The sequence below is a fragment of the Nautilia profundicola AmH genome (genome assembly GCF_000021725.1).
GTDB classification, from domain to species: Bacteria; Campylobacterota; Campylobacteria; order Campylobacterales; family Nautiliaceae; genus Nautilia; species Nautilia profundicola.
In genome coordinates, this window is the sequence record NC_012115.1 from 1,547,103 (window position 1) to 1,563,688 (window position 16,586).

A 16,586-nucleotide genomic window follows, 5' to 3' on the forward strand; every position below is an offset into this window, starting at 1 on the left:
ATTTAAATTATTTTAAAGGGGATTGATGAAAAAGGAAGAAGTAAAATACGTACCTTGCGTTATCCAACCACCAATAGAAGATGATGAAATAGATTTAAAACAAATAATAATATTATTATTAAAATATAAAAAATTCATATTTTTATTTACATTTATTATTACAGTTTTAGCTTTAATTTACGCATATACCATAAAACCTATTTATGAAATTAAAGCAAATATACAATTGGGCTATATCAGTAATAGTAATAGTAATAGTAATAGTAAAATATATTTACTTGAACCTCAAGCGACAATGATATACATAATTAATAAATTTGACAAATCAAAAGATATCAATGCCTCATATCCTAAAGTTAACGTAAATATCATAAAAAAAACAAAAGACATTTTAAATATATCAGTTCAAAATTTTTCTAATACTTCGGCAAAAGAATATTTGATTAGAATAGTAAATACGCTAAAAAAACAGGAAAATTCTAAATTATATGCATATATTCAAAATATAAACTCCCAAATTCAAATATTAAATAATCAAATCAAAACTATACAAAATGAAATTATTCTTTTAAACAAATCTCTTCCGAAAATAAAAGATACGAATATTTATCAATTAACTTTAAATAAAATAAACGATTATCAAAATCAAATAACAGATATTAAATTAAAAATTGCTGATCTAAAAACAAAAATTTCTCCAATAAACATAACTAAAACTCACATTATCGGTACAATCAAACAAAACCCTAATCCGATAAAACCCAAAAAGAAACTTATTGTTATCATAGCATTTATCACAGGACTTATATTATCAATATTTCTTGTGTTTTTTATTGAGTTTGTAAAAAGTTTAAAAGAACAGAATCAATGATTATTTTAGGTGAAAAATATAAATTCAATGAAATTGAAAAACAAAAACTAAAAAAATACAATATTGAATATATTCAACTCACTAATAATATTATCCAAGACATAGAAAACAAACTGTCCAATCATAATTATAAATTTATAATTTTAAACACCAATCAAACAGTTCCTAATGAATTGATATCCTATTTAACTTCTCTTGAACTAAAAGGAATTAAATTTTATACAATCGAGCATTTTTTAGAAGAATATTTAGGTAAAGTTTATATTCCAAAAGATGGAAGTAATATAAATTTTTTAGATGAAATTAAACCTTACAATCAATTACAACATATTATAAAACGAATAATAGATTTTTCTATTACTATTCCACTTGGAATAATTTCTGCACCTATTATGCTTTATGCTACATATAAAATAAAAAAAGAATCCCCTGAAGGACCTGTAATATTCAAACAAAAAAGAGTAGGCTTAAACGGTAAAGAGTTCATATGCTACAAATTTAGAAGTATGGTTCCTGATGCCGAAAAGGGACAACCTCAATTCGCAAGCAAAGACGATCCGAGAGTATTCAAATGGGGAGCTTTTATGAGAAAAACTCGCATAGACGAACTTCCTCAGCTCTGGAATGTCATAAAAGGAGACATGCATATGATTGGTCCAAGACCAGAGAGGAAACATTGGATTGGTATTTTTGAAAAAAACATTCCATATTATAATCTAAGACATTTAGTAAAACCTGGAATCACTGGCTGGGCACAAGTATGCTACCCATACGGAGCAAATGAAGACGACGCATATCAAAAACTTATGTATGATCTTTATTATATTAAAAACTGGTCCTTATGGCTTGAAATTAAAACGATTTTTAAAACTATTATGGTAATGGTTGGCAAAAAAGGTATTTAATATTTTTTCAGCCCATAATACGCATAATTTAAAAAATAATAAATACTTTGAAAAATATTCAATTTCTCTACTTCTCTATAAATCTTCCATTGATATTTTGCAGCTTTTAGTTTATTAGAAGAAACTGAATTTTTTCTAATCCTATAAATCGCTAATTTTTCTTGCATACCTTTTGTTGACTCGATTTGTTTTAAGATTTTAAGCCAAAGTCCATAATCTTGTCTTTTTAATATATTTGGCATATAAATCTTACCTAACTTTTTTGCATCATAAATTGCAGTTAAGCAACCAATTGGATTTGTTTTTAACAATGATTTATAATCTATTTCTTTTGGAGGAATAAAATCTCCTATATTATTATCATTTTCATCAATCAAATCATATGCACTATATGTAAAACTTAAATCATTTTCTTTCATAAAGTTTATTTGCCTTTCTAATTTTTCAGGTATCCATAAATCATCTGCATCCAAAAAAGCAATATATCTTCCTTTTGCTTCTTTTATAGCAGTATTTCTTGCAACAGCAGGACCAGAGTTTTTATCTAATTTTATTAACTTAATTCTTTTATCTTTTTTTATATACTCTTCTATTATTTCATTTGAATTATCTGGACTACAATCATCTACAATTATCATTTCTAAATTTCTATATGTTTGATTTAAAACAGAAACTATCGTTTTAGAAATAAATTTTTCACTATTGTATGAGGGAGTTATGATAGATACTAAATCATGCATACGTTTTACTTTTACAATTTATTTCCATTTTAGTATATAATGAAAGACTGAATCCTGCATTTATAAGAATAATTGTTAAAAAACTATAATTATAAAAACTATCTATTGTCAAACCAGCGATAAATAATATTATTATTGATATCATTGTTCCTTCTATTAACCATATATATTCTCTATTTGTAAAATTTAATAATTTTTTTAATTTATAATACAAATAAATATATCCCCCATATTTAATAACAAAACCAATAATTCCGTATTGAGCTAATGTAAATAAATAATCATTATCTCCTACTCTAAGTATATTTTTTGCTGCTCCAACACCAAAAAACGGGTTTTCTTTTATCATTTCAAACATCATTTGATAATAATCTAATCTTAATTGTATACTTCTAATATGGGATAAATCTTCTAATTTAAATAGCTCATAAATATATTTAAAATTTACTATAATATTTACAATTTCTTGATTATATAATAATATAATTAAAAAAACTATAATACCTAAAATAAAACTTCTATAATTAAACAATATTTTTTTATTTGAAAAAAAAATATATATATATACCATTAATGCTATTAAAAGAGACGTTCTAGAACTAGATAAAAACACAATTATTAAATGTATAAAAAATATCGAATATAATAAATTTATTTTAAATTTTTTTTTATTTAAAAAATATAGAAAGATATAAAAAAATAATATATTCATCACTATACCTAAAGTGTTTGGATTAGCATAAGTTCCTGTAACTCTTAATAATCCCGTAGACACTTTATGCATATCATATATATAGTTTACAATAGAATGTATAAAATCAAATGGATTTAAAAGTTGTAATATTATAAACACTAATTGTACAATAATAACAAATAATGCTATCTTTAAAAAAACATTTTTATAAGTTTTTGGAAGGTACATACCAAAAATAAATAATATTATATTAAATATTGGTCTATAAAATTCAAATGCATCTCTAAAAATATAATTGATATTTTGCAATATTCCGTTTAAAAATGCAAATAGCATGGCTAATAAAAAAAATAAATTTATTTTAATCCAAAAAAAGCCTTTTTGTGGTATTTTTTTTATATTCATAATAAATAAAAAAAATAAAATTTGTAAAAATATAAGAATATCAATTACCCTATCAGCAATACTATCAAAATTTGGTTTTAATAAAATAAATAAAATAAAACTATATATCGAAATAAATGATATATTTCTTTTATTATCTATTTTTAATTGCTGTGTATTTATTAACATACATTTTTACCTTATTAAATAAATTCACATATTTTTCCCATTTTAATGAATAATCTATAAATATCTGTTCTCCAATTAATTCACCTAAAACTTTTAATTGATTTATATGGATAAAATGATAATGCACAGTAGCTGGATTTAAATATTTTTCACCCCATGTTAAATGCCTTAGATCATAACATGACCAATATCCCAAATCATATAAATCAATCATAGATTTTAAAGAATTAATGCCATTATTAAAGTATATATTAGCTTTTTCATTATTATTATATCTAATATAATCATACAACCCCCATAATGAAAATATCATACCATTTAATACAAATGAACCAGGAGTAGATGGATATTCTTCATAAAATATATTATTATCAAAATAATTTATAAATTTTGAACTATCAGAAAATGTGTCTAATGCTTTACTAGCTGCTATTTCATATTTTTTATCATCAAATAACTGACTCGCTCTTAATAAAACAGAAATAACTCTTCCTTGTGTCATAGAAGAAACCCAATTTTTACTTAATTTATATTTTTTCTCTTCAACAGAAGAAAGCCAATAACCATCTTTTGTTTGATTATTTATAAACCAATCGGCAAGTAATTTAAACCTTTCTTTATCTTTATTACTTTTTGTTTCTAAATAAGTATGATATATAGCAAGAGCATATTGACCTATTGCAATAGGATAATAATGGAACTTTTTTTCTTCAATATCTATATATGTTGGAATAATAGGTATTCCTTTATTATCAAAATGAAAGTTTTGACTTCCACCTTTTAACAATTCTTTTTCTCTAAATACAAAATAATATTCTAATAATTGTTTATTTTTGTCTACTTTAATTTCATATATTAATGGATTAAAAAAATCTCTTAGTAATTTTTTGATATAAAATATACTTTTATTTAATCTCATCAAAAAACCCTTTCAAATTTTCAGCTACTTTATCTACTGTAAATAGTTTAGAACTTTTAATAGCATTTTCTAACAATTTTTTATATTTCGTGTTATTATTCAATAATTCTTCTAAAATTTGATATAAGTCATCTGTACTGCTAAAATACAAAGTAGAATCATCTAAAACATGTAAATTTTTAAACTCTATATTTACAATTAATGGCAACGAATATTTAATCATTAAATATGATATTCCAGTATCTTTTGTTTCTCCATATATTTCTTCATAATCTTCTTTAAAAAATTCTACTCTTAATTCTGAAAAAATCAAACTAGCTGTTTTCAACTCTTGTTGATATTCTTCATCACTTAAATAATGTTGAAAATATTTCACATTATTAAGATTTAACTTTTTTATTTTATTTATCACTTCTTTGGATTTTTCTTTTGGATTATTAGAAGGACTCCCCAATAAAACAAATTCTATATTCTCATATCGTTGTGCTAATTTAAAAAAATTATCATATTTTTTTCTTGTTGTACTAATTATCCCTGGATATACTATTTTTTTTATTTTTGTATTTTTATGAAAAAACATATTATTATTTAACATGAAAGGCATAACATATATATTATATTCTTTTATATCCGTATGATTTAAAATAAATTTCTTCATATTATCGCTACTAACAAAAAATTTATCTGCTTTCTTTTTAAAATAGTATCTAATAAACCTTTTAATTATATTTTTCGGTTTGTGAAGTTTATTACCCAAAAACCAAGTTTTAGCATTATGAATTGTTAATGCAAATTTATATGAAGGTCTGAAATATAATAAAAAATCAATTAAATAAGATTGTAAAGACGTAATTATTAGATAATCTACTTTATAAGAACTTATTTGTTTCAAATATGATTTCATACTTTGATTTTTCATCTTTATTATTTTTTCAACATTAAAATTTTTATTTAATAAATTATTTACATCCTCATCTATAAATAATATAGGTTCATGACCCAAATAATGTAAAACCTTAATCCAACTTTCCACTAAAACATAGTGGTTTTTACTGCAAACTTCTAAAATACCTATTTTCATTTAAAATTCCTATACAAATTTATATATTTATTTATTTGATCTTCCCATAATAAAGATTTTTTAATTTTAATAAAGCCATTCATAGCAATATTATGTCTCATTTCTTCATTGTTAAGCAATATTTGTAACTTTTCTTTTAGTTCCTCTTCATTTTCCACAAATATAGCTTCCTTATCTTCTTTTAACCATCCGTATATACCTGTATATCTATGCCCAATCACTAAACATTTTGATGCAGCCGCTTCTAAATACACTATACCAAATGTTTCTCTTTGACTTGGCATAGCAAATATTTTTGAAATTTTCATATAATTAATAACTTCTTCTCTTGTTAAACGCCCTTTTAATTCAATATTTGACACATCCTTTATTTTTTCACGAATTTGATCATACTCTGTCCCATCTCCAATTATTATTAATTTCCAGTCTAACTTATTTATTTTTTTAAATGCATTAATTACCCATATTAAATTTTTCCTTGGTATCATATTTCCAACAAATAAAATAATGTTTTCTTTTTCAATTTTTTTCGTTAATAAGTATTTTGACTCTATTCCATGTGGTATAGATGTACTTTTTAAACCAAGTTTCTTTATAAATTGCTGTGTAGCATAATTGTGTGTAATTATTACATCTGCATTTTTTAGAACTTCTAAATATGATTTATATAGTACTGAATTTTTATTTAATAATGACATTTTATCCAAATCACCATTCCTAACTGTAACAATTAATGGTATAAAATATTGTTTTTTAAGCTCATATCCTATCTTTCCATCTGGCATAATATTATGAGCATGTATAACTTTATATTTATTAAGATTATTTAAAAAACTTTTGTTTAAAATTTTAAAACTATTAATAAAATTATATGAATACCTAAAGAATGGTAGTCTAATATACTTTAAAGTAAATATATTTTTATTTAAGCTTTTAAATACTGGAGGCAAATTATAAATTGCCTTTATTCTGTTATTCAACATAAAAGGTATTTTAGGAATAACTTCTTTTGGGAAAAAACAATCAACATGAATATCACTTTTTTCTTCTATTGCATTAGCAATTCTTAAAATAATATCGTTTTCTTTTATGCCAGGTATAGGTATATTTCTTGAAATATATAAAACATTCATTATTGACCTTTTACAAATTTTTAATTTTAAAAATCAAAAACATTTTTAATTATCATTTCCTTTTCATGTAAAAATAAATATGTATCAAATTTTCGTCTTTTTTTGCAGATATTTTAGAATCTACTATTCCAAATTCTGGATAACTTAATTTAAATTTATACTCTTTTTTTATTTTTCCATTTTCATCTAAATATTTATCAGCTAATAATTTATAGCATAATTTTGTTGTTGAATAATTGTTGTCAAGAGTTTTCATCATCTAACACCTCACTAATTCGATTTTTAACTTTTTCCACTGAAATATTGTTAATATTTAATTTACTCCCATATCCATAGCTATTACTTAATTTTTTATAATTATCCAAATCTTTCTCAATTTCAGGATGATATATAGGATAATAATACGGCCAAATTTCTTTTGGATAGGGAGTAAATCTACCAAAATGATTTCCGTTAGAGATGACAAATATATTTGTCATCTCTAACGCAACCGCAAAATGAGGTGCACTTGTTTCATTTGCTATCATTAGATTTCCGTTATAGATTATATAAAGAAAATCAATTAATGAAGTTTTTCCTACCATATCTATATAATCATAATTCGCTAAATTTTTAAATTTTTTAGCTTCTTCAATATCTGTCGGACCCCCACATACTACTATCTCATAATTATATTTATCTTTTAGATATTTACCAATTTCTACAAAATTTTCAATACTCCATTTTCTAAAATCAGCACTTGCACCTATAAATAAAATAGCATAATTATTTGGTAATTTAAAACTTAATATTTTTTCTTTTAACTTAATAATAGGCCTTTTAATATCTATTTTTTTATTTAATAAATTTTCAAAAAACTCTTTGTTTCTATAAAACTCAAACATTATTTCGTTTTTTGCAGGTAGAAGTTTTGTATAATATTTATCGCTTATATTTTTTTGCCATTTTCTTATATTGCTTAAATCTCCATTACTTCCTATTTTTTCTTTTGCGTTTACTACTTTCACAATATTATCGTCAAAAAGAAAAGTCCTGCTATATATTGGATTTATAACTATTTCATAATCTTGTTTTGTTATTTCTTTTAACTTTTTATATCTGTAAACTATATTTTTCCCGAATTTCACTCTGTCTATCCCTATAAATTTATCTATAAATTCGCTGTCAAATTCTTCTGCTATTGCTTTCCAAGCCACATTTCCAACTAATGTAATTTTATAATTTTTATATTCATTTTTTAAAACTTCTATAAAATTTCTAAATAACACATAATCTCCTATGGCATCAAGACGGATAAGTAAGATTGTTTTTTCTTTAACCTTTGAATTTTTTCTTATTAACTTATCGATAATATTAAATAAAATATATTTTATAAAAATTTTTATTTTCGTTATCAATGTTTAACTGCCCTTTTTAGCTTTCTATAGATTTTTTTCAAAAACCATATTAATAGTTTTTTACTATTTGAATTATTATATATATGCTTATTACCTTTAAAATAAAATTTAAGCACTTCAATTTCATAATCAAATCCATATAAATAAGCCAATACAACGGCTCTATGCTGTCCGTCTCTTATTAAATTTTGTCCATTAAAAAGTACTATATATTTCTCATCATAAGGATATCCATTTTTTTCAATTGATTCTTTAAGCTTTAAAAGCCTTTCTTCGTTATTAACACCAAAATAATTAAATTGAGGATAATTTATCCATTCATATTTATCACCTTTTAAATACTTATACGCAGGTGTTTCATTAAGAGGCACAATTTTTTGCAAAGTTAAATCTTTAAATTTATAATGAACTATTGCTTTTAAATATTTGAGTTTTATCTTCTCTTTTTTAATTTCTATTAAATCTGGTAAATAATTAGCACACTGTTTTAAAAAATGCTCATCAAATTTATTAATATCATAACTTTTTAAAATATCTAATTCTTTCAAAGATTTTCTTACCATTTCTGAAAATTCTAAAAACTCATTAATTGTAAAATCAACTCTCATATTATCAATATGCAAATGAATAGATTCACCAATATTATCTTCAATAGTAAATCTCTTAAAAGGACCTTTTTTACTACTTACATCATCTAATACTATCACTGCCGGATTACTCATTAATATTCCTTAAATTGAATATAGTTTTTAATAATATTTTTATAATCTTTTTTTTCTATCATATCTAAAAGATACGGTGTAAATTTAAAAAATACTAATTTCATTTTTCTTTCTATATTTTTTAAATTAATTTTTTCTTTCAATTCTTCTATTCGATTAATATATCCCTCTTGAAATTCTCTTTTATCAAATATACTTCTTACAATTAAAGTAAGAAATTCATCATTATATCCCAATGTCCAATAACCAAACTCTTCGTTAACTTTTTCAAATCTTTTATTTTCCCACGCTGACTTTTGAATTTCTTGATCAAGCGGTATCCATTCTCCTTTGTTTAAACTTCTACACACTAATTGAAAATTTAAATCAAATAAAATATTATTATTATTATTGTATTTAAATTCAAATTTATCTATACCATACAAAAATATATCATTTCTAAATGGATGTGGAATACTGTCATATCCATTTTCTTTAAAAAAATTTACAAACTTTTTTTCATCTTTTTTATGAATTAAAATATCAATATCTTTACCTATTTTTAATTTATTAGGCAATTCATTATTAATATTTCTAATTAAAATATATTTAAGATTAGAATCGTTTAATTTTTTAAAAATTCTTATAATTTCTTTACTATCTATATACATCAATCAATACCTTTTAAATTTTTTAAATTTTTCTCAGCCGTTAAAACAGATAATGCATATTTTAAATAATCTTTTTTATATATCTCAAACCTGAATTTCTCCGATTGTATATGAATCTGTTCATCAAGCCCCGCTCTTGGAGGATGATTAAGTTCTATTTCAAATTCTTTTGCTAAAATTTTACCTTTTGATAAGGTTTTTATTTTTTCACCCATTTGTTTCTCCTAAAATATTTAATAAATTTTCTTTCATTTTTTTTTCAAAATGCTTTATTCTATGATTTTGATTAATAAATTCAATATTTTTCTTTGAAAGTTCTTGTAAGTTTGCATTAGGTAATTTAGAAACTTTTATAACTTTTCTTTTTATTTCTTCTATATCATCAGTTACAAAAAATCCTTTATTTTGAATATCTACACCTACCATCTCCGTAACTATTGGTATTAAACCTATACTCATAGTAGTTAAAACTGCGCCACTTTGTCCCTCTGAACAACTTGAAAATATAGAAAATGCACATTTTTCTACTATCTGCTTAAACTTATATGAATCAATATCCATAAATCCCATGTAATGTATATTTGGCAAATTCAATTCTTTTTCATATACTCTAAAAAAATCATCCTCTCTTGGACCACATATAAAGAGATTATAATCAGGTAAATCTTTAAATACTTCTATACACAAATCAAGACCTTTATGAACCAAGCCACTACTACCAAACCACAAAAAGTTTTTTTTAGCTTTTGAATAATCCTTATTAAAATCAACTTTCCACTTAACCTCATATACACTAACAGGAACTTTATATTTTGGAATCTCTTGACTGTATATAAATGTGCTTTTTGTCCAATCATTTCCTGTCATAATAATTGCATCACTAAATTTTAATGCATAGTAAGTAGGATTTTTTATAAATCTTTTTGGATTTAACAATACTCCTTTTCTCTCATATAATTTTTTTAGTCTATTTAATTCAGCATTATTAGCAAAACAAAAATAAGCACCTGTTGCATAAAAAATATACTTTTTATTTTTTAGCTTATTTTTTATTATTTTCTCATATAACGGTCCAATACCAAAAAAAACATCATAATCATCTAAATTAATTTTTTGCTCTACATTTAAATAATTAAAAATATCTACCTGATAACCAAACGCATTAAAAATTTCAGCAATTTTTAATGCTTCTAATTTATTAGAATGAGATTTATCTACATTCCCTTTAAAAGGGGAAGTAATATATGAAATAAATACTTTTTTATTAAAACTTGTATTAAAATAGTTAATAACTGGTCTGTCGAAATATTTTAACTTTATTTTTCTCAATTTATCTTTTATAACTAACTCCTTTTAATAAAAGTGCTTCCCAAAATAGTTTAATAACCCTTTTATCCAAAAAAACATAAAAAACAATATATCCTATTATTAACGATATCAATAACGCATAAGCTGCTCCAATTACCCCAAACAATTTAATAAGAATAAAATTTAATATAATATTTAATATAGAAACTGTTATACTAAAATAAAAAATTATTTTTGTATTATGTTCTATTAATTGCCATCTATTCCAAACAGTATTAAAAAATATAAATAAATTAGCCCAAATTAAAATTATTGCTATACTACTTGCTGCCAAATACTTATGGCCAAATGAAATTTCAAATATTAATTTAGAAAATAAACTATATATTATAATTAAAAATAAAGCAAAATATATTAAAATTGAAGCTATTATTCTAAGTCTTTTATAAAATTCGTTATTCCCTATTTTATGACCTTCTACTAAATATGGCATTAAAGAAGCCATAATAATACCCGGAATAAATTGCCAAATATTAGTAAGCCTAATTGCTGCACTATATATACCAGTTTCATAACTATTTAATAAATTTTGTATCATAATCTTATCAATATTATTATAAATTACAAATGACATTCCACTTAACATTAATGGCCAACTTTGAGTAAAAAGTTCTTTTATCCATTTAATTCTAATATATCTACACGAAAAAGAAATTTGTTTTTTAAATTTATAAAACATATAAATATACCCAAGTGCTAAAATAAAATTATCAAATACTATTAAAATAACAAAATATAATAGAGGAGCTTTTATTAAAATAAAAAAAATCTTTAAAAAAGATGATATCAACAATGAAACGAAATTTACTATTACAACATATTTACTCATTACTTTCGCTTGAAAATACATATCTATTACATTAAACACCTGAAAAACCCATGAAAAAGATAAAATCATTATTAAAAAATTTAAGTAATTTTTATTTAATTGATAATATAAAAATATTACAATTATTAAAATTACTGCAATTAAAGTTTTCATAAATAAAGCATTTAATAATATTTCATTTTCTCTTTCAGGAAAATTAACTAATTCCTTTACCACAACACTATTTAATCCTAGCATTGCAACAGCACTAAAAAGACCAATAAAAGCCTGTGCATAATTTAACCTTCCAAATTGTTCAGGTCCCAAATACCTCGCTACCCAAATACCTACAAAAAGTCCTACAACCATTCTTAACATTTTCTCTGCAAAAAGCCATGAAGTATTGGCAAAATATTTTTTAAAGCCTTGATGTTGAAACAACTCTTTAATTTTATTAATCACTTACGAATTCCTATACCACTCATAAATTTTCTTAATCCCTTCTTCAAGTTCTACTTTATGTTTCCATCCTAATGAATGAAGTTTACTGACATCAATAACTTTTTTCATAGTTCCGTCAGGTTTTGAAGTGTTAAAATAAAATTCTCCTTTGTATCCAATCACGTCTTTTATTAAATATGCGAGATCTTTTATGCTTATGTCTTTTCCTGTTCCAATGTTTAAGAAATGAGAATTGTGTGCTGAGGACTGAGGATTGAGGGTTGAGGGTTGAGTTTTTTTTACTTGTTCATTAACATTTATTATATCATCAATATCTATTTTCTCCATCAAATATACACAGGCATCTGCCATATCATCGGAATACAAAAACTCTCTCATAGGTTTGCCGCTTCCCCATATTTCAATGGATACAGAATTGAGGTCTGAGGTTTTAGATTTTAGAATCTTAATGCCATAATAATCCAACACTTTTAATATATCTTCCTTTGATGTATCACCATCTACTTTGCTAAAACCTAAATCCTCATCTCTAAATCCTCCTATCGGATTTTTATTTAAATCTTTTCTAATTTCGTCCCAGTTATCTTCTTCCAAACATTTACCTAAATGAATTTTTCTGATAAGTGCCGGTAAAACGTGAGATTTCTCAAGATCAAAATTATCATTTTCTCCGTAAAGGTTTGTAGGCATTACTGAAATAAAGTTTGTACCATATTGAATATTAAAACTTTCGCACATTTTAATACCGGCTATTTTTGCTATCGCATACGGTTCGTTTGTATATTCAAGCTCTCCTGTAAGCAAATATTCCTCTTTTATAGGCTGAGGACAGTTTTTTGGATATATACAGGTACTTCCAAGAAACATAAGTTTTTTTATATTGTATTTGTAAGCATTATAAATTACATTATTTTGAATTTGGAGATTTTCATATATGAAATCAGCTCTGTAAGTATTGTTTGCAACTATTCCCCCTACTTTTGCGGCAGCCAAAAAAACATATTCCGGTTTAATTTTTTCAAAAAATTCTTTCACTTCGTTTTCATTTAACAAATTAAGTTTTATCTGTTTTACAGATTCGGGCAAATCAGCTTTTCTATTATGAATAGTGGCAATAATGTTTTTATACCCTTTTTCTATAAGTTTCCGTACAATAGCACTTCCTACCAATCCGCTGCCGCCAAATACAACTATTGTAGAATTTTTATTCATTTTAAACTCCACAGCTTTTAGGTACTTCAAATCCGCATTCTTTTAGCACAAGTTCCTGATAGTTTTCTTTTAAATCACTCTCTACCATCTCTTTTGTCATCTCTTCAAGAGTAATTTTTGGCTCCCACCCGAGTTTTTCTCTGGCTTTACTCGCATCTCCAAGTAACAAATCAACTTCTGTTGGTCTGAAATATTTAGGGTCTACATTTATAATATCTTTTCCTATCAAACTTTTAGCCTGTTCTATTATACTTTCAGAGTGTGCTACATTTGCGTCTTTTAAAACTTTTAGCAATTTCTCTTCATCAATACTTTCAACAACACCTTTTTCATCTATCCCTTCACCTTCAAACTTGATATTTAGACCCAAATATTTACCTGCAAGTCTTACAAATTCTCTGATTTCAGTAGTTCTTCCGGTAGCTATTACCCAGTCTTCCGGCTTTTCATATTGAAGTATCATCCACATCATCTCAACATAATCTTTGGCATGTCCCCAGTCTCTTTTTGCACTGAGGTTACCTAAATATAGCTTTTTATCAAGTCCTAAAAGTATTCTTGCCATTCCTCTTGTAATTTTTCTGGTTACAAATGTTTCCCCTCTTCTTGGGCTTTCGTGATTGAAAAGTATCCCGTTTACTGCAAACATATTGTATGCTTCTCTGTAATTCACTGTAATCCAATACGCGTACATTTTAGCTACCGCATATGGGCTTCTCGGATAAAAAGGAGTGGTTTCTTTTTGAGGGATTTCCTGAACTTTACCGAACAGTTCGGATGTAGATGCCTGATATATTTTCGTTTTATCGGTAAGTCCGAGGAGTCTTACGGCTTCAAGAATTCTAAGCGTTCCTATACCGTCGGCATTTGCTGTATATTCCGGCTCTTCAAAGCTTACAGCTACGTGTGACTGAGCCGCAAGATTATATATTTCATCCGGCTGAACCTGTTTGATGATACTTGTAAGGTTCATACTGTCAGTCATATCCCCATAATGTAAAAAGAAATTCACATCTTCTTCATGTGGATCTTTATATAAATGATCTATTCTTTTAGTGTTAAAAAGAGAAGTTCTTCTTTTTATTCCGTGAACTTCATATCCTTTTTCAAGTAAAAACTCAGCAAGATAGCTTCCGTCCTGACCTGTTATTCCTGTAATAAGTGCTACTTTTTTAGACATATTTACTTCCTTTAAAATAATCTTTTACATAACTATGAACATTTTTTCTTTTCATAATTTCATCTGCTTCCAACCAAATATATTCACTATGTTGTTCAAAAGGTATATTTAATGAAATTTTATCTAAATTCACCTTATAAGCTAAATTAACATAATGCGTGGGTATACCGTTAAACCCTGTGTCATAAAAATGCTCAAATACTCCTACAAATTCAGGGTTAAAATCTCCCAAATAACCTAATTCATCTTTTAAAATACGCTTTTGTGCTTCTGAAATTTTTTCATTTTTATATATTCTGCCTCCGATTGTAAACCAATATCCTTTTGCAGGTTCGTTTACTCTTTTGCCAAGTAAAATTTTTCCTTTGTTTTCAATTATAAAATCAATGGAAATTAAAGGAGTGTTTTTAACTATACAGGTAAAAACATCCTCTCTAAGCACTATAGATACCTTTTGTAATCATCTTCTATTCTTACAATATCATCCTCGCCTGTATATTCTCCGACCTGTGCTTCAATCAAGACCACCGGTACTTTACCGGGATTGCTAAGCCTGTGAATTTCTTCCATTTTTATATATGTGGATTCATTGGCTCTTACCAGAAACTTTTTATCTCCAACCTGCACTTCGGCAGTGCCTTTTACAACCACCCAGTGTTCACTCCTATGAAAATGCTTTTGGAGTGAAAGTCTTTTTCCGGGTTTTACGATAATTCTTTTGATTTTATATCCGTTGTCGGTAATTAATGTTTCAAAGGTTCCCCATGGACGGTGAACTATTAATGGAGAATTGAGAATTGAGAATTGAGAATTATTTTTCAATGTATTCACTATATCTTTTACTTTTTGGGTTTGGCCTTTTTTAGTAATTAACAGTGCGTCTTTTGTATCGACAACTATAAAATCTTCAAGTCCGATTGCCGCTATTACTTTATTCTTTGTCTCGGTGTAATAAAAATTATTCTTACTATTAATTTCTATTGCTTCATTGGAATCTATTTCATCTACCAAACTGTCAAAACTCCCTACATCATTCCAGTCAAATTCGCTTTTTACTGCTTTTATTTTATCGCTTTTTTCCATAACAGCGTAATCTATACTGATATCCGGAATATTTTGCATCTCTTTTAGTCTGAACTGATTTTCGTTTACAATCTGTCTTTTTTCATAGCTTTTAAGCACTTCTTCATACACTTTTGGAGAATGTTTTTGCAGTTCTTCCAAAAATACTCCGGCTTTAAACATAAACATACCGCTGTTCCATAGATAATAGGATTTAGGTTTGAGGTCTGAGATTTTAGAATTGTTCTCCAAATACTTTTCGGCTATTGCTAAATCAGGTTTCTCGTGGAAAGTTTTTACATTGAATACACTACTGCTAAATCCTAAATCCTCAATGCTACATTCTATATACCCATAGCCCGTATTCGGTTCGGTTGGATTAATACCGAATGTAACCAGATATCCTTCTTCAGCCAGTTCTTTTGCTCTGTTTACAGCCTCGTTATACTTATCCATATCTTTAATTAAATGATCACTAGGAGTTACAAAAAGTATTTCGTTTTTATCACTTTCAAGTGCGGCAAAAGCAATAGCGGGAGCTGTATTTCTGCCTATTTCTTCAAGCAGAAACTTTGTATTTTGAATAGTAAATTTTGAATCTATTTCTTCTAAATGATCAAGTGCAATAAAATAATGATCCAAATTTGTTATTACTTCTAACTTGTCAGATATTTTAGAATTCCTCTCAACGGTTTTTTGAAACAGACTTTTTCCATCAAACAATTTTAAAAACTGTTTTGGCATAAGTTTACGGCTCAAAGGCCAAAGTCTGGTACCGCTCCCCCCGCAAAGTATGATATTTTTCATTC

General features: G+C 25.5%; 18 protein-coding genes. 2 read left to right on the forward strand and 16 right to left on the reverse strand.

The window, feature by feature from the left end:
* The first annotated feature begins 25 nt into the window (after positions 1 to 25).
* Together NAMH_RS08130 and NAMH_RS08135 are read left to right on the forward strand one after the other, a co-directional pair.
* Positions 26 to 871: a Wzz/FepE/Etk N-terminal domain-containing protein gene (locus NAMH_RS08130; RefSeq protein ID WP_012663786.1), complete on the forward strand. Its 846-nt coding sequence runs from the start codon at positions 26 to 28 to the stop codon at positions 869 to 871.
* Entirely contained in the window at positions 868 to 1,776 is a 909-nt protein-coding gene (locus NAMH_RS08135) for a sugar transferase (RefSeq protein WP_012663643.1), read from the forward strand. Before NAMH_RS08130 ends, NAMH_RS08135 begins: the two co-directional genes overlap by 4 nt.
* On the opposite strand, the gene NAMH_RS08140 is transcribed toward NAMH_RS08135, so the two are convergent.
* From NAMH_RS08140 to NAMH_RS08215, 16 genes are read right to left on the reverse strand one after another with little or no spacing between them, the layout of a single operon-like run.
* Entirely contained in the window at positions 1,773 to 2,516 is a 744-nt protein-coding gene (locus NAMH_RS08140) for a glycosyltransferase family 2 protein (protein ID WP_015902592.1), read from the reverse strand. The genes NAMH_RS08135 and NAMH_RS08140 overlap by 4 nt on opposite strands.
* Positions 2,509 to 3,783: an O-antigen ligase family protein gene (locus NAMH_RS08145; RefSeq protein WP_015902007.1), complete on the reverse strand. Its 1,275-nt coding sequence runs from the start codon at positions 3,781 to 3,783 to the stop codon at positions 2,509 to 2,511. The genes NAMH_RS08140 and NAMH_RS08145 overlap by 8 nt, the downstream gene beginning before the upstream one ends.
* A complete protein-coding gene (locus NAMH_RS08150) occupies positions 3,749 to 4,702 on the reverse strand; it encodes a D-glucuronyl C5-epimerase family protein (RefSeq protein ID WP_015901856.1) in 954 nt (317 codons plus the stop codon). The genes NAMH_RS08145 and NAMH_RS08150 overlap by 35 nt, the downstream gene beginning before the upstream one ends.
* Complete coding sequence (locus tag NAMH_RS08155) at positions 4,689 to 5,783, reverse strand: glycosyltransferase family protein (RefSeq protein WP_012663649.1); 1,095 nt, start codon at positions 5,781 to 5,783, stop codon at positions 4,689 to 4,691. The genes NAMH_RS08150 and NAMH_RS08155 overlap by 14 nt, the downstream gene beginning before the upstream one ends.
* The gene (locus tag NAMH_RS08160) at positions 5,780 to 6,916 is read right to left on the reverse strand and encodes a glycosyltransferase family 4 protein (protein WP_012663984.1); all 1,137 of its coding nucleotides are present in this window, start codon (positions 6,914 to 6,916) and stop codon (positions 5,780 to 5,782) included. Before NAMH_RS08160 ends, NAMH_RS08155 begins: the two co-directional genes overlap by 4 nt.
* Positions 6,917 to 6,968: 52 nt before the next feature.
* Positions 6,969 to 7,175, reverse strand: coding sequence for a hypothetical protein (locus NAMH_RS08165; RefSeq protein ID WP_041361675.1), 207 nt, complete (start codon positions 7,173 to 7,175; stop codon positions 6,969 to 6,971).
* Entirely contained in the window at positions 7,159 to 8,313 is a 1,155-nt protein-coding gene (locus NAMH_RS08170) for a glycosyltransferase family 9 protein (RefSeq protein ID WP_015902621.1), read from the reverse strand. The genes NAMH_RS08165 and NAMH_RS08170 overlap by 17 nt, the downstream gene beginning before the upstream one ends.
* Positions 8,310 to 9,035, reverse strand: coding sequence for a hypothetical protein (locus NAMH_RS08175; RefSeq protein WP_015901925.1), 726 nt, complete (start codon positions 9,033 to 9,035; stop codon positions 8,310 to 8,312). The genes NAMH_RS08170 and NAMH_RS08175 overlap by 4 nt, the downstream gene beginning before the upstream one ends.
* Complete coding sequence (locus NAMH_RS08180; protein ID WP_015901855.1) at positions 9,035 to 9,685, reverse strand: nucleotidyltransferase family protein; 651 nt, start codon at positions 9,683 to 9,685, stop codon at positions 9,035 to 9,037. The genes NAMH_RS08175 and NAMH_RS08180 overlap by 1 nt, the downstream gene beginning before the upstream one ends.
* Positions 9,685 to 9,900, reverse strand: a complete 216-nt coding sequence (locus NAMH_RS08185; protein ID WP_015902755.1) for a hypothetical protein — start codon at positions 9,898 to 9,900, stop codon at positions 9,685 to 9,687. The genes NAMH_RS08180 and NAMH_RS08185 overlap by 1 nt, the downstream gene beginning before the upstream one ends.
* The gene (locus NAMH_RS08190; protein ID WP_012663453.1) at positions 9,893 to 11,014 is read right to left on the reverse strand and encodes a glycosyltransferase family 4 protein; all 1,122 of its coding nucleotides are present in this window, start codon (positions 11,012 to 11,014) and stop codon (positions 9,893 to 9,895) included. The genes NAMH_RS08185 and NAMH_RS08190 overlap by 8 nt, the downstream gene beginning before the upstream one ends.
* Position 11,015: 1 nt before the next feature.
* Entirely contained in the window at positions 11,016 to 12,323 is a 1,308-nt protein-coding gene (locus tag NAMH_RS08195; RefSeq protein ID WP_015902298.1) for a flippase, read from the reverse strand.
* A complete protein-coding gene (locus NAMH_RS08200) occupies positions 12,324 to 13,535 on the reverse strand; it encodes a GDP-L-fucose synthase family protein (protein ID WP_015901713.1) in 1,212 nt (403 codons plus the stop codon).
* Between the two features lies 1 nt (position 13,536).
* Positions 13,537 to 14,715 carry a GDP-mannose 4,6-dehydratase gene (gene gmd / locus NAMH_RS08205; RefSeq protein WP_015902495.1) on the reverse strand — a complete coding sequence of 393 codons (1,179 nt, stop codon included), beginning with the start codon at positions 14,713 to 14,715 and terminating at the stop codon, positions 13,537 to 13,539.
* Positions 14,708 to 15,157 carry a GDP-mannose mannosyl hydrolase gene (locus NAMH_RS08210; protein ID WP_015901990.1) on the reverse strand — a complete coding sequence of 150 codons (450 nt, stop codon included), beginning with the start codon at positions 15,155 to 15,157 and terminating at the stop codon, positions 14,708 to 14,710. Before NAMH_RS08210 ends, gmd begins: the two co-directional genes overlap by 8 nt.
* The gene (locus tag NAMH_RS08215; protein ID WP_015901806.1) at positions 15,157 to 16,584 is read right to left on the reverse strand and encodes a mannose-1-phosphate guanylyltransferase/mannose-6-phosphate isomerase; all 1,428 of its coding nucleotides are present in this window, start codon (positions 16,582 to 16,584) and stop codon (positions 15,157 to 15,159) included. Before NAMH_RS08215 ends, NAMH_RS08210 begins: the two co-directional genes overlap by 1 nt.
* Positions 16,585 to 16,586: the final 2 nt, after the last annotated feature.